The organism is Arthrobacter oryzae (assembly GCF_031454875.1).
Lineage (GTDB): Bacteria > Actinomycetota > Actinomycetes > Actinomycetales > Micrococcaceae > Arthrobacter > Arthrobacter oryzae_D.
In genome coordinates, this window is sequence record NZ_JAVDRQ010000007.1 from 21,438 (window position 1) to 44,873 (window position 23,436).

The 23,436-nt window shown below is 66.3% G+C and carries 22 protein-coding genes, 1 tRNA gene and 2 riboswitches; of the genes, 14 read left to right on the forward strand and 9 right to left on the reverse strand.

The features are described from left to right. Window positions 1-367 precede the first annotated feature (367 nt). From J2805_RS13655 to J2805_RS13700, 10 genes are all read left to right on the forward strand, one after another. Window positions 368-1,063, forward strand: a complete 696-nt coding sequence (locus tag J2805_RS13655) for a metal-dependent transcriptional regulator (protein ID WP_309977071.1) — start codon at window positions 368-370, stop codon at window positions 1,061-1,063. A gap of 143 nt (window positions 1,064-1,206) precedes the next feature. Further along, window positions 1,207-1,417: riboswitch (cyclic di-AMP (ydaO/yuaA leader) on the forward strand. Between the two features lie 3 nt (window positions 1,418-1,420). Continuing rightward, window positions 1,421-2,245, forward strand: a complete 825-nt coding sequence (locus J2805_RS13660) for a M23 family metallopeptidase (RefSeq protein WP_309977074.1) — start codon at window positions 1,421-1,423, stop codon at window positions 2,243-2,245. Window positions 2,246-2,375: 130 nt separating this feature from the next. Next, window positions 2,376-2,553: riboswitch (cyclic di-AMP (ydaO/yuaA leader) on the forward strand. A gap of 4 nt (window positions 2,554-2,557) precedes the next feature. After that, the gene (locus J2805_RS13665) at window positions 2,558-3,298 is read left to right on the forward strand and encodes a C40 family peptidase (protein ID WP_309977077.1); all 741 of its coding nucleotides are present in this window, start codon (window positions 2,558-2,560) and stop codon (window positions 3,296-3,298) included. 138 nt (window positions 3,299-3,436) lie between these two features. Then, window positions 3,437-4,210, forward strand: a complete 774-nt coding sequence (locus J2805_RS13670) for an NlpC/P60 family protein (RefSeq protein WP_309977079.1) — start codon at window positions 3,437-3,439, stop codon at window positions 4,208-4,210. A gap of 223 nt (window positions 4,211-4,433) precedes the next feature. Beyond that, the gene (locus J2805_RS13675) at window positions 4,434-4,934 is read left to right on the forward strand and encodes an HNH endonuclease (RefSeq protein ID WP_028271305.1); all 501 of its coding nucleotides are present in this window, start codon (window positions 4,434-4,436) and stop codon (window positions 4,932-4,934) included. 42 nt (window positions 4,935-4,976) lie between these two features. Beyond that, entirely contained in the window at window positions 4,977-5,594 is a 618-nt protein-coding gene (mobA, locus tag J2805_RS13680; RefSeq protein ID WP_309977083.1) for a molybdenum cofactor guanylyltransferase, read from the forward strand. 61 nt (window positions 5,595-5,655) lie between these two features. Beyond that, window positions 5,656-6,012, forward strand: coding sequence for a DUF6457 domain-containing protein (locus J2805_RS13685; RefSeq protein ID WP_309977085.1), 357 nt, complete (start codon window positions 5,656-5,658; stop codon window positions 6,010-6,012). Beyond that, the gene (locus tag J2805_RS13690; RefSeq protein ID WP_309977087.1) at window positions 6,009-7,553 is read left to right on the forward strand and encodes a molybdopterin molybdotransferase MoeA; all 1,545 of its coding nucleotides are present in this window, start codon (window positions 6,009-6,011) and stop codon (window positions 7,551-7,553) included. Before J2805_RS13685 ends, J2805_RS13690 begins: the two co-directional genes overlap by 4 nt. 52 nt (window positions 7,554-7,605) lie before the next feature. Further along, complete coding sequence (gene fdhD / locus J2805_RS13695; RefSeq protein ID WP_309977089.1) at window positions 7,606-8,478, forward strand: formate dehydrogenase accessory sulfurtransferase FdhD; 873 nt, start codon at window positions 7,606-7,608, stop codon at window positions 8,476-8,478. A gap of 175 nt (window positions 8,479-8,653) precedes the next feature. Next, window positions 8,654-11,680: an alpha-mannosidase gene (locus tag J2805_RS13700; protein WP_309977091.1), complete on the forward strand. Its 3,027-nt coding sequence runs from the start codon at window positions 8,654-8,656 to the stop codon at window positions 11,678-11,680. Between the two features lie 187 nt (window positions 11,681-11,867). On the opposite strand, the gene J2805_RS13705 is transcribed toward J2805_RS13700, so the two are convergent. Together J2805_RS13705 and J2805_RS13710 are read right to left on the reverse strand one after the other, a co-directional pair. Then, entirely contained in the window at window positions 11,868-12,602 is a 735-nt protein-coding gene (locus J2805_RS13705) for a hypothetical protein (RefSeq protein ID WP_309977093.1), read from the reverse strand. Continuing rightward, complete coding sequence (locus J2805_RS13710; protein WP_309977096.1) at window positions 12,599-13,357, reverse strand: hypothetical protein; 759 nt, start codon at window positions 13,355-13,357, stop codon at window positions 12,599-12,601. The genes J2805_RS13705 and J2805_RS13710 overlap by 4 nt, the downstream gene beginning before the upstream one ends. A gap of 183 nt (window positions 13,358-13,540) precedes the next feature. On the opposite strand from J2805_RS13710, the gene J2805_RS13715 reads away from it, so the two are divergent. After that, window positions 13,541-15,202: an ABC-F family ATP-binding cassette domain-containing protein gene (locus J2805_RS13715; RefSeq protein WP_309977099.1), complete on the forward strand. Its 1,662-nt coding sequence runs from the start codon at window positions 13,541-13,543 to the stop codon at window positions 15,200-15,202. Continuing rightward, window positions 15,199-17,112 (forward strand): ABC transporter ATP-binding protein, encoded by a 1,914-nt coding sequence (locus J2805_RS13720; RefSeq protein WP_309977101.1) that lies wholly within the window; start codon window positions 15,199-15,201, stop codon window positions 17,110-17,112. Before J2805_RS13715 ends, J2805_RS13720 begins: the two co-directional genes overlap by 4 nt. Before the next feature lie 9 nt (window positions 17,113-17,121). Here the strand turns inward: J2805_RS13720 and J2805_RS13725 are convergent, their stop codons facing one another. The 3 genes from J2805_RS13725 to J2805_RS13735 all read right to left on the reverse strand — a co-directional run bounded on the left by J2805_RS13725 (window position 17,122) and on the right by J2805_RS13735 (window position 18,157). Continuing rightward, a complete protein-coding gene (locus J2805_RS13725) occupies window positions 17,122-17,526 on the reverse strand; it encodes an NUDIX hydrolase (RefSeq protein WP_309977103.1) in 405 nt (134 codons plus the stop codon). 2 nt (window positions 17,527-17,528) lie between these two features. Then, complete coding sequence (locus tag J2805_RS13730) at window positions 17,529-18,035, reverse strand: DUF6314 family protein (RefSeq protein WP_309977570.1); 507 nt, start codon at window positions 18,033-18,035, stop codon at window positions 17,529-17,531. Window positions 18,036-18,084: 49 nt separating this feature from the next. After that, window positions 18,085-18,157 (reverse strand) — tRNA-Arg (locus tag J2805_RS13735). A gap of 85 nt (window positions 18,158-18,242) precedes the next feature. Here J2805_RS13735 and J2805_RS13740 point away from each other — a divergent pair. After that, window positions 18,243-19,034: a DUF998 domain-containing protein gene (locus J2805_RS13740; protein ID WP_309977104.1), complete on the forward strand. Its 792-nt coding sequence runs from the start codon at window positions 18,243-18,245 to the stop codon at window positions 19,032-19,034. Here J2805_RS13740 and J2805_RS13745 read toward each other — a convergent pair. The 4 genes from J2805_RS13745 to J2805_RS13760 form a co-directional block, all read right to left on the reverse strand. Further along, on the reverse strand, window positions 19,010-19,423 hold the full coding sequence (locus J2805_RS13745) for an Asp23/Gls24 family envelope stress response protein (protein WP_309977106.1): 414 nt from the start codon (window positions 19,421-19,423) through the stop codon (window positions 19,010-19,012). The two genes, J2805_RS13740 and J2805_RS13745, sit on opposite strands and share 25 nt — an antisense overlap. A gap of 2 nt (window positions 19,424-19,425) precedes the next feature. Next, a complete protein-coding gene (locus J2805_RS13750) occupies window positions 19,426-20,901 on the reverse strand; it encodes a PGAP1-like alpha/beta domain-containing protein (RefSeq protein WP_309977108.1) in 1,476 nt (491 codons plus the stop codon). Window positions 20,902-20,903: 2 nt separating this feature from the next. Beyond that, window positions 20,904-21,755: a hypothetical protein gene (locus J2805_RS13755; RefSeq protein ID WP_309977110.1), complete on the reverse strand. Its 852-nt coding sequence runs from the start codon at window positions 21,753-21,755 to the stop codon at window positions 20,904-20,906. Between the two features lie 147 nt (window positions 21,756-21,902). Next, window positions 21,903-22,529 carry a hypothetical protein gene (locus tag J2805_RS13760; RefSeq protein ID WP_309977112.1) on the reverse strand — a complete coding sequence of 209 codons (627 nt, stop codon included), beginning with the start codon at window positions 22,527-22,529 and terminating at the stop codon, window positions 21,903-21,905. A gap of 56 nt (window positions 22,530-22,585) precedes the next feature. On the opposite strand from J2805_RS13760, the gene J2805_RS13765 reads away from it, so the two are divergent. Then, entirely contained in the window at window positions 22,586-23,434 is an 849-nt protein-coding gene (locus tag J2805_RS13765) for an inositol monophosphatase family protein (RefSeq protein WP_309977114.1), read from the forward strand. Window positions 23,435-23,436 lie beyond the last annotated feature (2 nt).

Sequence of the window (23,436 nt, forward strand, 5' to 3'; positions counted from 1 at the left end):
GTGGGGAATGCCCGGCAGTACACGGGTTCTTTCCGGGGGAATCCCCTATATTCTGCCTGACATGTCTGCGGGGGGCTGAACGGCATCCGTCATAGTCCAGTCACTGAGACATCACGCCGGCGGGCAGGGTTCTATTCCCCATCCGTTCGCCGGGTCCGTTCCGCGGGCGCATTATCCAGAGTAATTCAAAATAGGCTAGGCTTGACCTTGACGTACAGCGGGCCGCGACGCCGGTCGGGCTGATCCCCGGGAAGCTGTCCCAAGGCTGATCGGTGGATGCGGATCCACTTCGACGACACCGACGGAGAACGCCTCCGCGCGGTACGGTGGGACTGACGCAAGGACTGTGCTCGAGGAGCTGAGCTGGATGACGGATCTGATCGACACCACGGAGATGTATCTTCGGACAATCTTGGAGCTTGAGGAAGAGAACATTGTGGCTCTCCGTGCCCGGATTGCCGAACGGCTGCGCCATTCGGGGCCGACCGTTTCGCAGACCATCGGCCGGATGGAGCGCGACGGCCTGGTGGTTGTTTCCGGCGACCGGCACCTTGAGCTGACCGAAACCGGCCGGAAACGGGCCACTGAAGTCATGCGCAAGCACAGGCTCGCAGAGCGCCTCCTGGCTGATGTCATCGGCCTGGACTGGGCCTACGTCCACGACGAAGCCTGCCGCTGGGAACACGTCATGAGCGAGCGCGTAGAGCGGCGTATCTACGAACTCCTGGACCACCCCACGGTATCCCCCTACGGCAATCCCATTCCCGGCCTGGCGGCACTCGGCGGCCGGCCCGCTCCCTCGTTCACCGACGGTGCCGTAAACCTGCTCGACGCCATGACGGGGTATGGGGCCGACTCGCGCGTTACCGTCAGCCGTCTGGCCGAGCCCATCCAGGTTGAACCGGAGCTGCTGGTCCAGCTCGATGAAGGCGGAATCCGGCCGGGCGCCACGCTCGCCCTGGAGCGGGTAGGGGAGTACATCTCGGTGCGCGTGCCCGAGATCGAAGGTGCCCTCGAACTGCCGCCGGAAGTTGCGGCGCACGTATTTGTTACCGTCAGCTAACCGTGTATCTCGTAGGACCACCTACAACCAACTGAGACGCAGATAACGGAATTATTACCGCGCTGATTAATCACCTATAGTTGGGGACTAGCGCCGATACTAAAGCGTTACCTGATCCGAAGCCGAGCTCTGCCAGCGGATCAGCGTACGAAATACCTCTTGGCAGAGGCGGGGGAACCACAACCGGCCGTTAAGCGACGGCCTTGGGGTGAAGTCCGCTAGCGGCAAGTCAACTCCGACGAAGGAATCCTTAGGGATACCCCTGTGCCGGATGCCTTGCAGTGGCGGGCCGGGTCTTTGATCTCTCTGACCCGAATCCGACAGCTAACTTCGCAGGCTATCCAGAGAGGATATTTCTTGACCACGCAGACCGTCAGGGGCCGCCGCAGGGCGACTGGTCCCGCTTCGGAGTACCCTGTGGCCGAAGCCGTAATGACGGTCAGGCCACGCGATGCACATCGTGATGCGCGCCGGCGCCGGAGCCTGTTCAGCCAGGTTACGGACTTCGCTTCCGCGAGCGGTGTGGGTCAGAAAGCCGGCATTGCCCTGGCCGCCACCGGATTGGTCCTCACTGTGACCGTCCCGTCAACCGGACCCATGATGAGCACGTCGGACACCGGAAACACGTCTGCTGCCGCATCTGTCACGGCGCAGCCCGAGATTTCCGCGGCAGCCGGCGCCAAGATCGACTTCAACCGGACCAACGTCTCCACCAAGGGCGATCCCGACGGCAAGCTCAAACAGCTGCTGAGCGCACAATCCGCGGGCACCATCACCCGGGCGGCGTCCACCGGAAGCCTCGGGGCTCCGCTGGAGCAGATGGTCTCCGCTTCACCCTTCGGCTTCCGGGTCAGCCCGATCACCGGCGGCGCCGGTGAGTTCCACCGCGGGCAGGACTACGCCGCACAATGCGGTACCGGCGTGATGGCGGCGGCCAGCGGAACAGTAACCTTCTCCGGATGGCACCCCTACGGCGGCGGAAACCGCGTGGTGATCGACCACGGCAACGGGCTCGAAACCACGTACAACCACCTCTCGTCCTCCAGCGTCCAGGTGGGCCAGAAGGTCAGCCGCGGAGACGTTGTGGCGCTGAGCGGGACCACGGGCGCCTCCACCGGCTGCCACCTCCACTTTGAAGTGATGGTCAACGGCGAAGTCGTCGACCCCACTGGCTGGCTCTAACCCAAGCCGATGGAACACTCTCGCATTCCTGTGACATGCCGTGACCTGAATGTGACATTCGTGCGGAATTCCTGTACCGTCTAAAGCACGCCAACTTTTCCGAAGTTGGCGCTCTTGAGTGGATTGCCTAACTCTGCCACCGCTCAAGGTCCGTTCGCATTACATCGTCTGGCAGAGGCGGGGGAACCAATTTTGGTCTTCGCAAGAAGACCTTGGGGTTAAGTCGCGAAGCTTCCCAGGAAGCCGAGCGGCCGGGTGACTCCCATCCGAATCCGACAGCTCACCTCGTAGGCATTGGGAGAGGCTACCTTCGTGTCTTCACGTCACAATTCCGCGCGCCACCGTGCGCAAACGGTTCGTACGAACCCGTTGAACTCCGTGTCCAGGGCTGTTACTGCCAACGCCGGGACCGTAGGTCGCCAGGCGGCTGTCATTGCAGCTGCGTCCGGACTGATCCTCAGCGTTGGAATGCCGGCAAACGCCGCAGACTCCAACCTGGGAGTTTCCGCTTCCACCGAGTCCGGCTCACAGTCGGTCCAGCTGGCCGTCACCGCGGAACCTACAGCGACTGTTACCTTCGAGCGTCCGGCAGTGACCACGAAGGCAGCGCCCAAGGTTGAAACCGTAAGCGCCCAGTCAACCGGTTCAGAAGCCACCGAGACCTCAACTGAGGCTGAGGGAGAAGCGAAAGCCGGCAAGCTCGCCGACGCCGCTTCCTCCGCTGCCGCATCGGGCCTCGCCGCGATCGCCTACACCGGGATCGGCAGCCCCTACGTCTGGGGCGGTACCACCCCCAGCGGCTGGGACTGCTCAGGCTTCACCCAGTGGGTCTACGCCCAGGCCGGCATCAGCATCCCCCGCACTAACGCATGGACCGCCATGACGCCTACCGCCAACCCGGCGCCGGGCGACCTGGTCATGCAGAACGGCGGCGCTCACGTGGGCATCTACGTCGGCAACGGCATGATGATCAGCGCGCTGAACCCCTCGCAGGGCACCATCCTGCACGCTGTGTCCGCCACGGGCACGTCTGCGTTCTACACGCTTCGCTAAAACACGCGCTTCACTTCGCTGAAGTGCGCGTACTTCGCTAAAAATCCATTCGGGCCGTTCCGGCTTACCCCCAAGATGCCGGAGCGTCCAAAAACCGCGGCCTGCCACGCAGTCTGAGGAAAACGAAAGAGAGTAATAATGACTACACGTGCCATCGCACGGCACCGCGCCGAGGTTGCCAAAACCAACTCGCTTGCTGTCATTGCAAAGGCTGTCGGCAACAACGCCGGCGGCATGGGCCGTCAGGCTGCAGTTATCGCTGCTGCTTCCGGTCTGGTCCTGACGAGCGGTATTGCAGCCAACGCTGCTGACACCAACGTCCAGCGCGAAGCAACCTCCGCTTCCACCCTGGAAGTTCAGTCTTCCGCTCCGGCCAACATCTCGGCCGCTTCCAGCATCGCCATCTCCTTCGAGAAGCCGTCCGTCTCCACCTCCCCGGCCCCGGTCGTTGAGGCTCCCGAGCCGGCCGTCGAAGTTCAGGAAGCTGCTCCCGAGGCCCCCGCCGAAGCCGCTCCCGCTCCCGTTGCTGCTGCAGCAACCGTATCCGCCCCGGCCGCCCCGGCAGCTCCCGCCGCCGCCAGCGGAAACGGTGCCTCGATTGCAGCCGCCGCATACGCCCAGCTCGGTGTCGCCCAGGACTGCACCGCCCTGGCCACCAACGCGCTTGCCGCTGTGGGCGTCAACTACCACGGCTGGCCGGCAGGTTACCTGTCCCTGGGCCGCACCGTCAGCGCTGCCGAGGCACAGCCGGGCGACCTCGCTTACTACCAGAACGGCGGCATGGGCATGGCCCACATCGCTGTTTACGTAGGCAACGGCCAGGCCGTACACGGTGGCTGGAACGGTGGAACCACCGCACTGTTCAGCGTCAACGTCGGCTCCGGCCCCGTCTTCATCCGCGTTGGCGGCTAAAGCCTCCGGCTAACGTTTGCCAGAAGAACCCCTGCCATCAGGCAGGGGTTCTTTTGCGTTTACGGCAGGTGAATTTTTACCGACACTGAGTGTATGGTAATGGCGCGATTCGGTGATCGGGCACTTGAGTGTTTACTCTTGTGTTGTCGATCCATAGCCCGGACAAGCAGAGGGCAGCCGGCCCTCGAGCCCCTGACGGGTGCGGCCGTGAAGAGGTATGTGCATGCGCACTCTCGTTCTTAATGCTGGATATGAACCGCTGGCGGTTGTGACCTTCCGCCGGGCGCTGGTTCTTGTGCTGACCGGAAAAGCTAGCGTGGTGGCCGAGGGCGACGATCCCGTCGTCGGGCCGCAGGAGATTCTGGGCCGTCCGTCCGTGATTCTCCTCAACCGCTACATCCGGCCCCGGTACAACACCATCACGGCTGTGAGCCGCCGGGGCGTGCTCCGCCGTGACGGCCACCGCTGCGCCTATTGCGGTAAGGCAGCACACACCATTGACCACGTCCACCCGAAATCGCGAGGGGGCGCCGACTCGTGGGAAAACCTCGTGGCCGCCTGCCTGCGGTGCAACAACGTCAAGGGGGACCACACGCCGGCGGAGATGGGCTGGAAGCTCCGGTTTGTGCCGGCGCCTCCGCACGGCACCATCTGGCAGATCAAGGAGCTGGAAAAGCCCACGCCTGCGTGGGACCCCTTTCTCCTGCCCGAATCGGCCGCCTGACCGGTGGCGCCCGCCCCGGGGATCCGGGGCTAGGCTGGCCATGTGGAGTTTGATGCCTTAATCCTGGCCGGCGGGCGGTCATCGCGGCTCGGCGGCGTGCCCAAGTCCCAGCTGCTGTACGACGGCGCCACCCTCCTTGCGCTGTCGCTCTCAGCGTCCGCCGGTGCCGGCGCCACGGTAGTGGTGGGACCGGACCCGGGGACGTTGCCCGCGGGCGTTCTGTCGTGCCGCGAGGAACCGGCATTCGCGGGACCTGCTGCGGCCATTGCTGCGGGTCTGGCGGCCCTTGATGGCGCCCGCGGCCCGCTCCGGGCATCAATGACCCTGATCCTTGCCTGCGACATGCCCAAAGCGGCCCAGGCGGTCGCCGCCCTGCGGGCCGCCCTGGCCCATGACGGCCCGCACCCGACGAAAACTGAAGGAGTCATGGCCGTTTCGCCGGACGGCCGCAAACAGCCGCTTGCCGGCTTTTATGGCACGGCTGCGCTAAAACGTGCTGTAGGCGAAATGGAGAGCGGCGGGGGGCTGACGGGGGCATCAGTCTTCGCCCTCCTTGCTAGGCTTGACGTGCGGGCTGTTACCGTCCCTGAGGGCGCCACGGATGACGTGGACACATGGGACGATGCCACCGCGTTAGGGGTGTCCCGCCAGGGATCATAATCCACCACTGGTGGGGGACCGTGCAGTGGCGCCGCAACTGAATTTGAGTTTGGAGGCAACAGTGAAAAGCCAGGAAGAAACGCTGGAGGACTGGTGCCGGGCACTGCTGCAGGCCTTCGAGCTGGAGGACGTCGAGGTGGACGTCAATGAAGTGCTTGCGCTGGCCGGCGTCGCGGCACACTCCGTGGTGCGGCCGGCGGCGCCGCTGACCACTTTCATCGCGGGCTTCGCCGCGGGAATGGCATCGGGATCGGGGCAGGCCCCTGACTCGGTCTCAATGCAGGCGGCCCTGGGAGTGGCACGGGCACTGGCAATGGACTACGCATCGGACTCACCGGCCGATCCGGCAGGGTCCGGCTCCTTGCCGACCGACGCTGCCACCGGACCGTCGGTCAGCACTGGGAACACCGGCGCATGACGGCTGCGCCGCCGGACGGCCGCGACGCCGCCAGCGACGTACCTGAACGGGAGGAAGGCTCAGCGCCCGCCGATCCCCTTCGTAGTGGAGGCGCCAGCGGTGCTTCCGACGATACCGGATCTGAGGTTCCCGAATCAGGGGCCGGACCAGGGGATGCCGGATCAGCGGCCTCCCGATCCGCCGATGCCGGGCACAGCCATTTGGCGCACACCTGGAAGGAAGCCCGGGAGGCGTCCTTCGATTGCGCAACACCCATTCCCCCCGGGCTGGTGCCGCTCAGGAGAGCACTGGGCCGGACACTCGCGTCGGACATAACCGCGCTCCAGGACATGCCGCACTACGCATCGTCCGCCATGGACGGTTGGGCGGTCAACGGCACGGGGCCCTGGATCCTGGCGGAGCCGGGTCATCGGCTCGCACCGCACCAGGCCAGCCCCATCGTCACCGGCGGCCTCATTCCGCCCGGAGCGAAGGCTGTACTCCGAAGCGAGAGCGGGGCGATAACCACCGACGACGAGGGGCTCCCGGTCCTGGCGCTTGGCGGGGCAGCACGGCCCGGCGAACCGAAGAACGGCCAGCACATCCGGAAGGCGGGCGAGGAAGCAGCCGCCGGTGACGTCCTGGTCAAAAGCGGCACAGTCCTCAACCCGGCCCACCTTGCCCTCGCGGCGCTCGCCGGCCATGACGCCCTGCGCGTGCAGGGAAAACCCGTGGTGAAGATCCTGCTGACGGGATCGGAAGTGGTCACCGCAGGCCTCCCCGCGCCGGGCAAAGTCCGCGACACGTTCGGCCCGCAGCTTGGAGCCGTGGTTGAGATGCTCGGCGGCATCAGCGCGGGGCAGGAGAAAATCGGCGACGACTACGACGAGTGGCTTGCCGCCCTGGAAGACACCGGCCCGGATGAAGGCTCAGGACTCGCCCAGGAAGCAGGGGAGCCTGCAGCGGAAGAGGCGCCTGCCGACGTCGTCATCACCACAGGCGGAACCGGCCGTTCCGGAACCGACCACCTCCGCCGGGCTGTCGCGGAACTGGGCGGCCGCCTGCTGATCGATGGCATCGCCATGCGCCCCGGGCACCCGGCGGTCCTGGCCGAATTGCCCGACGGCCGCTTCATCCTGGGCCTGCCCGGCAATCCGCTTGCCGCGATGATGGCGCTCTGCACCGTGGGGGCGCCGCTGCTGGCCGCCCTGGACCACGGAACGCTGCCGCCGGTAGTCGAAGTGCCTTGCGGAACAATGATCGAACCGGATCCGGGCCGGACCCGGCTCATGCCGTACAGACTCCTGTACGGCATGGCATCACCGGCGCGGCACGCCGGTCCGGGCATGATGCGAGGCTTGGCGGCGGCAGACGGCGTCCTTGTGGTTCCGCCGCACGGCGTGCAGCTGGGGGAGGCTGTACCCGCCTTCGCGCTGCCCTGGAACGCGCCGCTTCAGCCGGCGGAACCGGCCGCTGCGAAACCCAAGGCCGCTCCCCGCAAGGCCACCCGAAAGCCCGCAGCATCCGACGGTCCCGTGGACTGGAGTGCGCTGCTGGGCTAATCCGGTCCCGGCTTGCAATGATGGTCATATCCCGCACTGTTAGGAGCACATCGTGGCCCGCATGACCCAACGCCGCAAGATCCACCGGTTTGTCCTGGATGGTTCACCGCAGTCCCTCGAATTCCCCGTGCGGCACCGGGAGGACGTGCTGGCGGTGGAGGAGCCGCTGGAGATCCGGCTGGGCTCACTTCCGTTTACCGTCACCATGCGGACGCCGGGCGACGATTTCGACCTTGTGGCCGGATTCCTGGTCTCCGAAGGCATTATCTGGGCGCCCGAGCAGCTCGTTTCGCTGCGTTTTTGCGCGGGCGAGGACGAAAACGGCGTGCAGACCTTCAACGTGGTGGAAGCGCAGCTGCGCCCCGACGTCGTCCTCCCCGACAGGGGCCGCAACATCTTCACCTCAAGCTCGTGCGGCATCTGCGGCACCGATTCCATCGACGCCGTCCGGAAGTCCTCGCATTTCAGCCCGGCGGGGGACCCGCTGACTGTGCCCGTGGAAACACTGTCCGGGCTGCCGGACAAACTTCGCGCGGCACAGGCGGTCTTCGAGGCCACCGGAGGCGTCCACGCCGCCGGGCTCTTCAGGATCACGGACGACGGCGGCACTGAGCTGTTGTGCCTGCGTGAAGACGTGGGGCGGCACAACGCCGTGGACAAAGTGGTGGGCTGGGCGCTCCGGGAACGGTTGCTGCCACTGTCGGGCACGGTGTTGCAGGTGTCTGGCCGGGCCTCGTTCGAACTCGTGCAGAAGGCGGCCCTCGCTGGCATCCCGGTGCTGGCGGCGGTCAGTGCGCCCTCCAGCCTGGCTGTGGAACTGGCTGAAGCCAGCGGCATGACGCTGGCCGGTTTCAGCAGGGGCACCACGATCAATGTCTATGCCGGACAGCAGCGGATCACGGCCCCCGCGCCTGTGTCCGGATAGGTCAGAGTGCTTGGATTATCGGGCCGGGCGCAGTAGATTTTATCCATCGAATGGACGCGCCGGACCGCTCTTTCGGCTGAGTTCCGGGGCGTGCGCATAAGCTGGGCCTAGCGGCCAGGCACGTACCGCGAACCAGCTGTCAGCTCCCAGGCCACCGGCATTAAAGAGGACCACATTGCACGACGACCGCCGCATCACGGAAGTCCGTCTCGACCGCTTCATGCGCGAACGCGTGGACACCGCGGTATATACCCGCAGCGTCCCGTTGAACCTGAGCAGCTGGGACGTTCCGGACGAGCCCGTTTCCGTCATGGAGGCCCTGCGCGAAGACTTCACACCTCTGGAACACGGGGCACCGTGGGGCCGCCCGTGGAGCACCAAATGGCTGAGGCTGCAGGGCGAGGTGCCCGATTCATGGGGAACGGCGCCTGATACCGCCGTGGAAATCGTGGTGGACCTCGGCTTCACCCGGGAGCTTCCGGGCTTTCAATGCGAGGGTATCGCGTGGCGGCCGGACGGGACCATCATCAAGGCTATTTCGCCGCGGAACCAGTACATTCCGTTGAAGCTCCTGGGCAGCGGAATGGCAGTGGACTTCTACGTCGAGGCCGCCGCCAACCCTGACGTGGCGCAGGGCTGGACCTTTGCCGCCATGCCGTACGGCGACAAGGCGACCGCGGGCCAGGAACCGACCTACCGGCTGGGCACCATCGCCATCGCCGAACTCAACCAGACTGTCTGGGCTCTGCAGCAGGACGTCTGGACCCTAAGCGGCCTCATGCACGAACTCCCCATGGAACTGCCGCGCCGCCACGAGATCCTCCGCGCCCTGGAACGGATGCTGGACATCATGGATCCGGACGACGTTTCCGGGACCGCGGCGGCCGGCCGTGCGGCCCTGGCCGAAGTGCTGTCCCGCCCTGCGTACGCCTCGGCCCATCAGCTGGTCGCTACGGGGCATGCGCACATCGACTCCGCCTGGTTGTGGCCGGTCCGGGAAACCATGCGCAAATGTGCCCGCACGTTCTCCAACGTCGTGGCCCTGATGGACGAATTTCCTGACTTCGTTTTCTCCTGTTCCTCCGCGCAGCAGCTGGCGTGGATGAAGGAGTTCTACCCGGAGCTTTTCGGCCGGATCCGGGAGAAGGTCAAGGCCGGCCAATTCGTACCCGTGGGCGGCATGTGGGTGGAATCCGACACCAACATGCCAGGCGGCGAGGCCATGGCCCGCCAGTTCATCGAGGGCAAGGGGTTTTTCCTCGATGAATTTGGCGTGGACTGCCAGGAGGCCTGGCTGCCTGATTCCTTCGGTTACTCCGGCGCGCTGCCCCAGATTGTGAAGGCGGCCGGCAGCAAGTGGTTCCTGACCCAGAAGATCTCCTGGAACCAGGTCAACAGGATGCCGCACCACACCTTCAATTGGGAAGGGATCGACGGCACCCGGCTGTTCACCCATTTCCCGCCGGTTGACACCTACAATTCGGAACTGAGCGGCCGCGAACTGGCGCACGCCGAACGGAACTACCGGGACCACGGCCGCGGCACCGTCTCGCTGGTCCCGTTTGGATACGGCGACGGCGGCGGCGGACCCACCCGGGAGATGATTGCCGCAGCCCACCGCACGGCAAACCTTGAAGGCTCGCCGAAAGTGCGGATCGGATCTGCCGCCAGCTTTTTCTCACAGGCCCAGGCTGAGTACGCGTCCCTGCCTGTGTGGGTGGGGGAGATGTACCTGGAACTGCACCGCGGAACGTACACCAGCCAGGCGAAGACCAAGCTGGGCAACCGGCGCAGTGAACACCTGCTCCGGGAGGCCGAGCTGTGGTGCGCCACCGCCTCCGTCCGCACAGCGGGCGATTTCGTTTACCCGGCGGCCGAACTGAAGCGCCTGTGGCAGCTGGTCCTGCTTCAGCAGTTCCATGACATCCTGCCCGGCAGCTCGATCGCCTGGGTCCATCAGGACGCAGAGCGGAACTATGCAGCCATCGGGGACGCCCTTGAGGCCATCATCGCCCGGGCCGCGCGGGCGGCACTCGGAGAGGGCAGCAGCGAGTTCCTGCTCAACGCGGCACCGCACGAACGCAGCGGTGTTCCGGCGCTGGCCGCTGCCGAACCCGTCCGGAGCGACAGCCCGGTGACGGTGACCGAGTCCGGCGGGGGCTACATCCTGGATAACGGCGTGATCAGGGCTGTGCTGGACGCCAACGGACTCCTGACCTCGCTGCTCGATCATGCAAGCGGCCGCGAAGCGATCGCCCCGGGCCAGTTCGGGAACCACCTGGAACTTCACCGCGATACACCCAATGAGTGGGACGCCTGGGACATCGACGAGTTCTACCGCCGGAACGTCACCTCACTGACCGAGGCGCGTTCGGTGACGCTGGAGCGCGGCGGCTGGGACGCCGTCGTGGTGGTGGAACGGCTGGCGGGATCGTCAGCCATCACCCAGCGGATTTCGCTGGAGGCGGGGTCCGCTTCGTTGAGCATCCTGACCGCCGTGGACTGGCAGGAACGGGAAAAGCTGCTCAAGATCGGCTTCCCGCTGGACATCCGGGCGGACCGCTCAGCGTCGGAGACGCAGTTCGGGCATGTCTTCCGGCCAACCCACACCAACACGTCCTGGGAGGCGGCGAAGTTCGAAATCTGCGCCCACCGCTGGATCCACGTAGCGGAGCCGGGCTATGGCGTGGCGGTGTCCAACGCTTCCAGTTACGGCCACGATGTCACCCGCAGCGTGCGGGACGACGGCGGCACCACCACCACGGTGCGCACGTCGCTGCTGCGCGCGCCCAAGTACCCGGATCCCGGCGCGGACCGCGGCCGGCATGAGCTCCTCGTGACCATCAGGCCCGGGGCGGGCATCGCGGATGCCGTGGAAGAGGGCTACCGGACCAATCTTGCCCCGCGCATCGTGACAGGCGGCCACGCGGTCCGTCCGCTGTTCACGGTGTTCAACCAGGGGATCGTGGTGGAGGCGGTGAAGCTGGCCGAAGACGGCTCCGGCGACGTGATCGTGCGTCTGTACGAATCCCTGGGGGAGCGGTCCGAAGGAATGGTGACGGCCAACTTCGACACCCGGGAAGTGCACGCAGTGGATCTGCTGGAGCGTCCGGTTGCGGGGCAAGGCGTGACGGCGGGCCTGGATTCCGCGAAGCTGACGCTCCGCCCGTTCCAACTGGTGACCTTGCGATTCGCCCGCTGACGGGCCTGGCCGGTTAAGCGGCTGAGTGGGGGCGGTCCCCAACGGCCCGCCACCACTCATCCCCCCAATAGCGCTCAGCGGCCGCCCGGCGTCGAACGGATTGTCCCCATTCGCGACTCCAGACAGGGGCCACTTTCACACATTCATGATTCTCTCACGTTCTAATGATTTTGTGAAAGGCCTGTATCTACTTTGCGGTAGATGACTTTTGCGGGGCGGCTTGGGTTGCCCGGACCCGGGCAATCCAGAAGGCAGCAAGGCCCACAACAAAGCACAGTGCGGCTCCGTAGTTGATGATGAATTTCAGCGGCGTCAATGGCGCGGGGAAGAAGGGGAACAGCAGGCTCACGGTCAGGCAGACACCGCCGACGGCCAGCAGGAGCGCGCCCACCCGCACCAGCACCGGCAGCCGGCTGCCGACCGCCTTCACCATGGCCGGGAGGAGGACCAGGGAAACGTAGGCCGGGTAGGCGCGCCCGGCTGCACCGTAATACTCCACCAGGTGGGCGTTGCGGGTGCTCCGCTCGTAGACCCCGGTGAGCCCGGCCGAGGAGCCGGACGCATCCATCATGGCGAAAAAAATGACCATGACGCCGGCTGTGAGGCCAAATACCAGCATTCCCGGCCTGCCTACCAGCCAGCGTTTTTGTTGATGGGCGCCGAAGGCGTTGACGCAACGCAGCCCGATGAAAAAGATGACCGCGAAGAGCACGAAGCGCAGTATGAGGTTGGCGATATTCCTGCCGCCGAGCAGGCTGTCGATGGCAACGTACGGGCCGTCAATGCTCAGGAGGATCGCCAGTGTGGCCAGCACGAAGATGTAGAAGAGTGACCTGTTTTCGCCCCTGACCGCACTGGGAATTCGTGCCACCGCAGCGGCGCAGCAGACGGCCAGGGTGGACCATTGCAGGATCTCGATCATCCGAGGTTCTCCCAGATCGTTTTGGTTTGTTGTTGGTCTTGTTCCTGGCGCTTGAGGGTCTTCCCCAGGGCCTGCAGCCGGTCGCCGGCCAGGGCTGCGAGCTCGCCGTCGGTCAGGGCATCCAGGGCGGCCTGCCGCGCGCCGGGCGGCCAGCCGGCCTCCGACTCGGTGATCATCCCCGTGGCCACCAGCCCGCCCGTCAGCCCGACGCCGGCTGCCCGTGACGTGGCGATGGCCAGCTCCGGGGTCAGCCGGTTGGCTGTCAGCTGTGCGGAGTAGTTCTGGGGAGCAATCCCGGTGGCGGCGGACACCCGGTGCCGGAGTTCGCCGTCGTCGATCGCGTCAACCCAGTTCTTCACGGAGGTCGCATGCGGCGCGGACGTGAGCGGCGGAGCAGGCGGCTTGTCCGCATCGCCGCCGGCCGCATCGCCGCCGCCCGCAGCACCGGCGGAGCGGGCAATGACTGCACTCAGGAGGTCCATGGTGGCGATCTGGCTGACCAGCTCCGCGGACGTGGGCAGCACGGGGCTTCCGGCAAGCTCGCTGTAATTTGCGAAAGTGGCCAACGCCGTCACGGGATTGATGTTGAAGGCCCGGCTGATGCTGACAACGGTGCTTTCCGTCACCTTGCCGCGGACCAGCTGCTGCGCCAGCGTGGTCCGCTTGATCCCGGAAATCCTGCAGATATCGGCAGTGCTCGCCTGCGGCGCTATTCCGTGAAGCCAGCGTTGAAACGCCTTGGCGGGGAGTGGCATGGATGGCTTCCTGCGGGGTGCGGCGGTTGGAGTAGCGACAGACGATTTTACGGCGGGGGGTATATGAACTATGCTAGATGGTCGAACCCGTTGGTCCGTACACCCCCCAAGTCCGGACCAGCGGGTTCTTTCATGCCCGGCGGGAATTCAGGCCGTTTTGGGCCGCAGTGAGAGGATGGACTAATGACTGCAACCCTTGTTGCCAAAGATCTTTCGGGCGGTCACGACCACCGCACACTCTTCTCAAAACTTTCCCTCACCGTAGCCCCGGGCGACGTCGTGGGCGTTGTCGGGGCGAACGGTGCCGGCAAATCCACCCTTCTCCGACTGCTGGCAGGCGTCGACCAGCCGCTGGCCGGATCGGTGAGCCTGGCCCCGGCCGACGCCTTCGTTGGCTGGCTGCCGCAGGAACACGAACGCATTGCCGGCGAGAGCGTGGCGGACTACATCGCCCGCCGGACCGGCTGCGCACAGGCAACGGCAGATATGGAGTCCACGGCGGAGGCCCTGGGCTCGGGTGCCGCCGGCGCGGACGACGCCTACTCCCTGGCGTTCGACCGCTGGATGGCCTCCGGCGCGGCGGACCTGGACGAACGGATCGCGCCGGTCCTCGCCGACCTGGGTCTGGACGTGGGGCCGGAGGCGCCGATGACAGGGCTCTCGGGCGGGCAGGCCGCACGCGTGGCGCTGGCTGCCCTGCTGCTGAGCCGCTTCGACGTGGTCCTGCTCGACGAACCCACCAACGACCTTGACCTCAACGGCCTGGCCAAGCTGGAGGCGTTCGTTCAGGGGCTCCGCGGCGGCGTGGTCCTGGTGTCCCACGACCGTGAGTTCCTGGCCCGCTGTGTCACCACCATCGTGGAGCTGGACCTCGCCCAGAACTCCGTGGCGGTGTACGACGGCGGCTACGAGGCGTTCCTGGAGGAACGTGCCGTTGCCCGCCGCCACGCCCGGGAGAGGTACGAGGAGTATGCCTCCACGAAGGCGGACCTCGTTTCGCGCGCCCGGACGCAGCGTGAGTGGAGCTCCCAGGGCGTCCGGAACGCCATGAAGAAGAGCCCCGACAATGACAAGATCCGCCGCGCGGCCTCCACCGAATCATCGGAGAAGCAGGCCCAGAAGGTGCGGCAGATGGAGTCGCGGATCGCCCGTCTCGACGAGGTGGAGGAGCCGCGCAAGGAGTGGCAGCTGCAGTTCAGCATCGGCCAGGCGCCGCGCTCCAGTGCCGTGGTGGCAACGCTGCGCGACGCCGTAGTGCGCCAGGGTGACTTCACGCTGGGGCCAGTGAACCTGCAGCTCAACGCCGGAGAGCGCATCGGCATCACCGGTCCCAACGGGGCCGGCAAGTCCACGCTGCTCCGCCTCCTCTTGGGGATCCGGGAGCCGGATTCCGGGAACGCCGCCATGGGCGCCTCCGTGGCCATTGGCGAGATCGACCAGGCCCGTGGCCTGCTGGCCGGTGACCTCAACCTGGGCGATGCCGTCGAAGCTGTCCTGCCCGAGCTGACGCCGGCGGAGGTCCGGACCCTGCTGGCCAAGTTCGGCCTCAAAGCGGACCATACGTCGCGCCCGGTCGGCTCGCTCTCCCCGGGCGAACGGACCCGCGCGGCCCTGGCGCTGCTGCAGGCGCGCGGCGTGAACCTGCTGGTCCTGGACGAGCCCACCAACCACCTGGACCTGCCCGCCATCGAGCAGCTCGAAGAGGCCCTGGAAAGCTACGAAGGCGCCCTGCTCCTGGTGACGCACGACCGCAGGCTGCTGGAAAACGTGCGCCTGGACGTCCGCTGGAACGTGGAGGACGGTGTTGTGACCGAACTGCTCACCATGAAAGGCCAGTCGCGATGAGCATGGACCGGGTAGCGTGGAGCTCCCTCTACAACATCACGCGGGCCTCCAGCGGTTCCAAGCCGTTCTCCAAGGCCACGCTGAAGCGCGTGTTCGGCTTCGCCCGGCCGCACCGCGGCAAACTGATCGCGTTCGTGCTGCTGTCCATCGCCATGGCCGTGCTGGCCGTGGCCACCCCGGTCCTGGCCGGCCAGGTGGTGGATGCCATCATCGCCGGCGTGGGTGCCGACGTTGTGATCCGGCTGGCAGTGCTCATCGCCGTCGTGGCCGTGGCGGAAGCCGGACTGGGACTCGTGACCCGCTGGCTCTCCTCGACCATCGGCGAGGGCGTGATCGTGGACCTGCGCACCAAGGTGTTCGACCACGTCCAGAAAATGCCCATCGCCTTCTTCACCCGCACCCGCACCGGGGCCCTGGTCAGCCGGCTGAATAATGACGTCATCGGCGCCCAGTCGGCCTTCGCCGGCACCCTGTCCGGCGTGGTCAGCAACGTGGTGGCCCTGGCGCTCACCCTCGTGGTCATGCTGGGCAAGTCCTGGCTGGTGACCGTGCTGGCAATGATCCTGCTGCCGATCTTCCTCATCCCGGCCCGCCGGATGGGTTCGAAGCTGGCTGACCTGCGGCGCGAGGCCGCCGAGCACAACGCCGCCATGGGCACGCAGATGACCGAGCGGTTCTCAGCTCCGGGTGCCACCCTGGTCAAGCTCTTCGGCCGACCCGATGAGGAATCCCGCGAGTTCGCCGTCCGTGCCGGCCGTGTCCGGGACATCGGCGTGCGCACCGCGATGCTGCAGTTCACATTCGTCACGGCGCTAACGCTGGTCTCGGCACTGGCGCTTGCCCTGGTGTACGGGCTGGGCGGCTGGCTTGCGCTTGGCGGTCAGCTCGCCGCGGGCGACGTCGTGGTGCTGGCGCTGCTGCTCACCCGTCTGTACGCGCCGCTCACCGCGCTCTCCAACGCCCGGGTGGAAATCATGAGCGCCCTGGTCAGTTTCGAGCGGGTCTTCGAGATCCTCGACCTTAAGCCGCTGATCCAGCAGAAGCCCGACGCCGTCGAGGTGCCGCCGGGTCCCGTCTCGGTGGAGTTCGACGACGTCCGGTTCGCCTACCCGTCCGCGGACAAGGTGTCCCTGGCATCGCTCGAGGACGTCTCCACGCTGGATACCCGCGGCGGCGAAGAAGTGCTGCACGGCATCAGCTTCCGCGTGGAACCGGGCCAGACAGTTGCCCTGGTGGGTTCCTCGGGGGCCGGCAAGTCCACCATCGCCCAGTTGCTGTCACGGCTGTACGACGTCGATTCCGGCGCCGTGCGCCTCGGCGGCACAGTGCCCGGCAGCGGCCTGGACGTCCGCGACGCCACCTTTGACTCGATGCGGGCGACGCTGGGCATGGTGACGCAGGACGGACACCTGTTCCACGAATCCATTGCCTCCAACCTGCGGCTGGCCCGTCCGGAGGCCACTGAAGAGGACATGTGGGAGGTGCTTCGGCAGGCCCGGCTCGAGGACATGATCCGGTCGCTGCCGGACGGCCTCGACACTGTGGTGGGGGAGCGCGGCTACCGACTGTCCGGCGGCGAACGCCAGCGCCTCACGATTGCCCGGCTGCTGATTGCGCAGCCGCGCGTCGTCATCCTGGACGAGGCCACGGCAGCCCTGGATTCCACCAATGAAGCCGCCGTCCAGGCTGCGCTGGGGGCAGCGCTCGAGGGCCGTACCGCCGTCGTGATCGCCCACCGGCTGTCCACTATCCGCGCCGCGGACATGATCCTGGTGGTGGAGGACGGCCGCATCGTGGAGCGCGGCACCCACGCCGGGCTGCTGGCGGAGGAAGGCCGTTATGCGGAGCTGTACCGCACGCAGTTCGCGGAGGCGAATGCTGTGGTGCAGGAGGCCGTCCCGGAGTTCTAGGGCCGCAAACTACCTGCGGTCCGCCGCCAGGGCCGGCAGGACGTGGTCGGTCAGCAGGGGAGCAAGGTCATCCGGCAGGTCGGCCGCCAGGTCCAGCCAGCGGATTTCGGCTATCTCGGCCGAGGGGTGCGCGGTCCAGGCACCGGGGGCGGTGAAAACCGTTGCTTCGATGTCCGTAGCGGCCTCGTTGGCGGCGTCGGCCAGCCAGACGCCCATGTGCCGGAGGTCTTCGGGGGCGACGTCAATGCCGACCTCCTCCAGCAGTTCGCGCGAAGCGGCCTGGGCTGCGGTTTCGCCGGGCTCGGGTTTGCCGCCGGGATGCATGAACTTGTCCGTCCCGCGCTTGCGGACGGTCAGCAGGCGGCCGGTGCCGTCATAGACGCAGACGGCGGAAACAATGATTCGGTCTTTCACGGCTACGACCCTAGCCCATTGGGGCCGGCCACGTCCGGTGCCGGCCCGTCCTGCCCCAGCCGGCGCAGGACGGATACCAGGAGCTGGTCCTTGCGTGGCCCATGTACGTCCCAGGAATAGCTGAATTCATCGGGCCCTTTGAGCGCATAGGTGACGCGGTAGGTGTCCGGGTCACACCAGTGCTCATCATGGCTGGACTCATCCCGGAAGCTCATCCGGTGGAACGGCCGGCCGTCGGGGAACGTCATGTCCATGGCATCGGCGTCAGCGGTGGAATGCAGGATGTAGTCGCGGCTCGCGGGGCCAGTGAACGAGCCGCCCGCCGGGGTAGGCCAGCGCATGGTGCCCTCTTCGTGGAAGACGAGGCCGCCGTCGTCATTCGGGGAAAAGCGGACGACACCGGTGAAGGTCCCCCTGGCGTCGGCGCTGCGGTCCCAGAGGGTGCGCTCTACCGACCAGCTGCCCAGCAGGTAGGCACGCAGACCGAAATCCTGCGGCTCTCGCAGCAGGTCGTTCGGCGGTGCACTCTTCGCTGCATCCTGCGGCTGGAAGTTCAAGTGCCCTCGATTGGAATCGAACCAACGACACCGGCTTTAGGAGAGCCGTGCTCTATCCACTGAGCTACGAGGGCGGGCGTCCGAACCGGCTGGCACAGGCCGTCCTGTTCGGGCACGGATACAAGCATACAAGGTACAAGCGCGTACTACGCTCTTGGCATGACTGCAGCAACACCAGCAACGTCCTCCCGGGCCGGGTTCCTCCCGGACATCGCCTCTACCCGGGAGTACTTCGGGGCCTGGGCGAAGCTGAGTGTCCTGCAGTATTTCGTTGCCGAAGCCGCGGTGATCGGTGCATGGGCGGGACCGGAACCGTACAGCCGCAGGACCGGATTCATCAGCGACCTCGGCGCCATTCACTGTGGAATCCACGAGGACAGGAATGTCTGCTCGCCCCTGCATGTGCTGATGAACGCCTCGTTCGTGGTGCAGGGACTGGGGATGCTGCTGGGAGCGCTGCTCCTCAGTTCGGCGCTGCTGTGCATTGCCGCCCGGCCCGGCGTCCGCATCCCCGTCGCGCCGGCCCGCCGTTCGCCGTGGTTCGCAGCTGTGGGAGCCAAGGTTCTGACCTTCGTCGCGGGCACCGGGACCATCATCGTGGGAGTGGTCCCCGAGGATGCCGGATTCTTCGGCGTGCACCTGGCCGGTGCCCTGATGTTCTTCATCGGGGGAGCCCTCGCGCTGCTGCTGCTGGGTGCGCTCTGGCTGCGGCAGTCGCCTCTCGGCTGGTTCATCCTGGCCTGCGGGGCCACCTCATTCGTGGCGCTGGGCCTCGGCGGTGTCACCGGGATGGACGTGCCGGAGCCGGGGACCTTGGAGCGGTTCATGGGCTATCCCGTCACCATCGGCCTGGCCACTGTGGGCCTGGTGATCGGCCAGCGGGTGCGTCAGGAACTGAAAGCCCGGAAGGCTGCCGCGCGGGGCGCCTATTCGGAAAAGAACTCGCGGTAACGGACCAGCGAGCTTGACCCGGAATATCCGAGCTCGCCCGGCTCTGCCGACACGGAGTCGTCCGGGGAGAATATACTGACGCCGAAGGTACCGGATTCCAGATCCTTGATGCTGTCCAGGAGGGCAGGGATCGCGTCCCTGAGGATTTCCGTGAGCTCGGACTTGTCATCGGTATCCCCGACGAGCTTCACGACGATGAAGTTCCCCGACGTGTTGGCGTTTGCATTGACGCTGACGGACTTGATCCCCGGAACGGACATGGCGGCGTCCCGCAAGGAAGACTCCAGGCGGTCAGCCCGCGATGCCCCGCCGAAAATGCACCCTGAGAGCGCAATGGCCAGCGCACCCAAGATCAGTGCTCGGGTGATGATTTTACGGAAGCCGCGCATACTCACTGCTTTCGGGACAAATTGGACACCGTGGATGTTACCTGGCCGGGATCCGAGGTGGTGAATTGTTGGGTTGACGCCTTTTGACTGTACTCGGCGATCTGCCCGCTTGCCTCGTGCTCAGCGACGGACTCCACGTACTTGCCGCCATCGTGGTAATTCATATTCGCCACACCGGGATCGCCGGCAGGGTTGGGCAGCGTGACCTTCGTGGCCACATTGTCCTGGGTGAGGGATATTCGGCCGTCAGGGGCCACGGCGGCGTCACCCAAATCCACCTTTGGAACAGGATCTCCAGCGTGTTGCAAGGCAAGGACATCGATATCGGCAGGGATCGGCGTCGAATCTATTGGTGAGCCGAAGGTCACGACATTCGTGACGTTGAATCTGTCGGTGAATTCGGAATTCGACGCCAGGCTAACGGCGATCATGCCGCCTTGCGAGTGTCCGGACAGCATCACAGGGGCTCCGGGCGGAATACCTGCCTTTTCCATCGCCAACCGGACCGCTTCGGCCGCGGTGGAGAGGTTCCCGCCGGCAAGCTCCAGGTTCCCGGTGAGGTCCGTCGGGTTGTTTGCACCGTCCGGCCACCAACGGGTGGTCCCGGGAATACTGATGATGTAGGCGTCCGGCTCGCCTGGCTTGTGGACGGCGGTGATGCGGACTCCGGTGTCCGGGGTCCCCGGCTGGCCCTGGTCACTGTAGGCGGCGATGGTGCCGTCCATGATGGCGCTGACCGTTGACGGGACCGGAGTGTTCAGGCGGACGCCTTCGTCGGCTGCGCCCGGGTCGCCCACGCCCACCGGAATCGGATCGCCGGCCACGGGCCGCCCGTCGTCGAACAGGTGCGGGTTATAGGCTCCCAAGGTCCTGGCGGTGATGCCCAAGGTGGCGGCCGCAGCGGCCAGCAACACAGTATTGGAGCCGAACTCGGTAATGGACGGCGGTTCGCCTGTGCTCAACCAGCGCCAGCCCATGTCGCCGAAATTGCCGAGCCGGTCATGAAGGTTTGCGTGGGCATCCATGAGGTTTCCGATCCCGGGCGGAGCAACGTCCTGCAAAAGGTTCCAGCCCGCCCTGGCCGAATCTTCCACGGTGCTGATGAAGTCGCCGGCGCCGTCCCAGAGATCCCCGGCTCCGCCTGCGATGCCACCGACCAGCCGGTCGAACAAGGAGGGGACGCCCGCGTTCCCCGGCTGCCCGGCCTCCACGCCGCGTGTTTCGCTGGCAACGAGCTGCTCCTCGACGTTGCGCCTCACCGCGTTCGACGCCGCCTTGAGGGCATGCGCCGTTCCGATCAGCTGCTGCCGATGCCCCTTCCAGTCCTCCTGGAATTTCTGCCCGTCGGGCCCGTGCCACGGTGTGGTCTTCACCAGAGGTGTGATGCTGCCGCTCAGTGCAAGGAGCCGCTCGCTGGCCCGGGCGAAGTCTTCGCTGAGGCGCCGGCCGGACTCAACGTCCATTCCATAAAGAGTCATCGTCAGGCCGCCTGCGCCGAGGAGCTGGCAAGGAATTCGCGGGCACCGAGGATCCGCCAAGCGAAATCACGGCCGACGTCGCCCGCCGGCACGTGGACGGCGGACAGGTTCTCTGTGCCCGGCTCAGTGCGCAGCGAATAGAGCCGGTCCGCCAGCGCCCACACTGCCGCGCTGTAGCGCGTCCGTCCGCTGCCGGGGTCCGACGCCGCCACGCCCAAACGCACGGTACAGCGGGCATGTGCGATGGCGGCCGGTACACCGTCAGTGACTGCCGTGGGGGAGCAAGCATCGGCTGCCAGCGGAAGCGTTGTGCGCTCGCCGTCGAAGCCGGTGTCCTCGGACGGGGCGGCATGCAGTTCGGCCATGGCCGGCAGGCTGCGGGCCGCCGCAGCCCAGGCGTTTTCCGCCCGGAAAAAGGAGATTTCGACGGCGTTCCTGACTTCCGCTACCTCTGCGCCGAGCGTTGTTGTGCGGCTGAGGCGGCGCCGGTAGGACACCGCGACGCCGCGGCCGCCAGCGAGTCCCAGCTCGCAGTGCGAAGATTCCAGCCCGGCCTGGGACACGGTGGTGACCTTGATGGGAGCGAAAGCCGACGTCCAGACCGCCAGCACCCATTGCGCTGATATGTTGCCGGCCGCATCCACGATCCCGGCACGTGCCAGTTCGGTATCGACCATCCGGGTGTCCTCCGGGCTGAGTTCACCGGCGGCCCCGGCGGCCAATACATCAGCGGCGCTGGCGAAGCCGCCGGGTTCGGCCGCCAGGACGGCGGCCGCTTTGTTGACTGTCGTTGCCCAAGCGAGACCGCTGATCTCAAAGATATTGAGATGCGGATCCGACCGTACTTCCCCCATGGTTCCCCCAATGTTGAGTTGTCCACCCCAATGGACAGCTGTATCCGCCACGCTACGCGGCGAAAAGCAAAATCGGTATGGGGAGAGGTCCCCCGGAGACAGAGGTCCGGAGACGTGGCGGGGTGCGCCGGGCAGCCGGGAGCGTGCCTACTGCTGTTTCCCGGCCTTGCGTCCCAGGAACACCGCAACGCCGCCCGCCAGGAGGCTCAGCACCAGGAGCACCCAGCCGGCAACGGTGAGGGCCGAGGCCAAGGCAACCTGGCCGCCGTCGGCCGTGGACGCCGACATCATGGAATCAATGGCGACATTTCCCCACAGCCGGACTGCGGCGAAGAGGAGCGGGAGCGCCCAGAGTGCCCACCGGAGCGTTTTGCGGGCAACACTGGTCCCGATCAGCAGGAGCCACGTGAAGCCGAAGATCAGCGGAAACAGGGTGCCTGCCGTCTTGTGGACATAGTTGAGCTGGCCGCGGGCTTCCTCATTCATGGCCGCCCTGAGCTGGTCCGCGAATCCCTGGTCAAAGCCGCCGATCAGCGAATCGGGCATGGGCAGGCCGCCGGATAGCTGCGTGAGCTGGTTCAGCGTCAGCAGATTCAGGTACCAGAACAGGAAAAGGCTGGCCACCACGCCGGCTATGAGGATCACGTTGCTGTTGTTCCGCGCCTTCTCCGGCGACCGCTGGGTGGTGGGGTTGATTACCGGCGGCAGATGGTGCTGGGGAACGGAGGCGTTGGCGCCGTGTTTCTTGATCCGCTGTGCTGGGGTCTTGGCCATGGGTTCATTATCGCTGCTCCTGTTCCGTGTGTGCGGCCCCGGATAGGCTGGGACGCGTGACGGAACTTGGAAGACACAAACTTGGCAGGCACAGCGCGGCGGAACTCAACGCGGGACTGGACGACTACCAGCTGGCCGAGGCACTTGTCCGGGAAGCGGGCATGCTGGCCCTCATGATGCGCCAGGGCGGACTGGAGGGGCAGCAGAAAACCTCGGTGTCCGACGTCGTCACCGCTGCCGACCACGCCGCCGAAGCCTACGTCCTTGAACAGCTGCGGCGCTGCCGACCGGACGACGGCATCCTGGGGGAGGAAGGCGCGTCCGTGCTTGGGACCAGCGGCCGGACCTGGGTGATCGACCCCGTGGACGGCACCTACAACTTCCTGCACGGCTCTACCTACTGGTGCTCCGCGCTCGCCCTCAAGGACGCAGCCGGGACGGTTCTGGGAGCCATTTTCCAGCCCGAAGAGGACAAGCTCTGGCTGGGTGGAACCACCCGGCCCGCCACCCTGAACGGTGAACGGCTGACCTCCTTCCACGCTGACGGCGCCGCGCGTACCGTGAACCCGCTGGCCGAGCAGGGCGCCGCAACGTACATCCATCCCACCTGGCTCGCGGACCCGCTGTGCGCCATGCCCTGGCACGCGGCGGCAACGGCTGCCGCGTCGCTGCGGATGTTTGGATCAGGCTCCTGCGACCTGGGCCGGGTGTCCGACGGCGAGCTCGACTGCTGGTTCCAGCACAGCTGCCCCGAATGGGACTGGCTCCCCGGCAAAGCCATTGTGGTGGCTGCCGGCGGCGCCGTCGACGTCGTCCGCGTCAACGGACTTGAGTGGTTCATCGCAGGGGGCACGACGGCGGTCCGGCAGCTCCGCGCCGCCCTGGAGTCCGGCTCCGTGGAGTAAGG

Excerpts from the sequence above, each read along its gene's own strand:
- J2805_RS13655 (WP_309977071.1), top strand. The coding sequence starts at position 368 with ATGACGGATCTGATCGACACCACGGAGATGTATCTTCGGACAATCTTG.
- J2805_RS13670 (WP_309977079.1), top strand. The coding sequence starts at position 3,437 with ATGACTACACGTGCCATCGCACGGCACCGCGCCGAGGTTGCCAAAACC.
- J2805_RS13675 (WP_028271305.1), top strand. The coding sequence starts at position 4,434 with ATGCGCACTCTCGTTCTTAATGCTGGATATGAACCGCTGGCGGTTGTG.
- J2805_RS13690 (WP_309977087.1), top strand. The coding sequence starts at position 6,009 with ATGACGGCTGCGCCGCCGGACGGCCGCGACGCCGCCAGCGACGTACCT.
- J2805_RS13705 (WP_309977093.1), bottom strand. The coding sequence starts at position 12,602 with ATGATCGAGATCCTGCAATGGTCCACCCTGGCCGTCTGCTGCGCCGCT.
- J2805_RS13710 (WP_309977096.1), bottom strand. The coding sequence starts at position 13,357 with ATGCCACTCCCCGCCAAGGCGTTTCAACGCTGGCTTCACGGAATAGCG.
- J2805_RS13715 (WP_309977099.1), top strand. The coding sequence starts at position 13,541 with ATGACTGCAACCCTTGTTGCCAAAGATCTTTCGGGCGGTCACGACCAC.
- J2805_RS13720 (WP_309977101.1), top strand. The coding sequence starts at position 15,199 with ATGAGCATGGACCGGGTAGCGTGGAGCTCCCTCTACAACATCACGCGG.
- J2805_RS13740 (WP_309977104.1), top strand. The coding sequence starts at position 18,243 with ATGACTGCAGCAACACCAGCAACGTCCTCCCGGGCCGGGTTCCTCCCG.
- J2805_RS13745 (WP_309977106.1), bottom strand. The coding sequence starts at position 19,423 with ATGCGCGGCTTCCGTAAAATCATCACCCGAGCACTGATCTTGGGTGCG.
- J2805_RS13750 (WP_309977108.1), bottom strand. The coding sequence starts at position 20,901 with ATGACTCTTTATGGAATGGACGTTGAGTCCGGCCGGCGCCTCAGCGAA.
- J2805_RS13755 (WP_309977110.1), bottom strand. The coding sequence starts at position 21,755 with ATGGGGGAAGTACGGTCGGATCCGCATCTCAATATCTTTGAGATCAGC.
- J2805_RS13760 (WP_309977112.1), bottom strand. The coding sequence starts at position 22,529 with ATGGCCAAGACCCCAGCACAGCGGATCAAGAAACACGGCGCCAACGCC.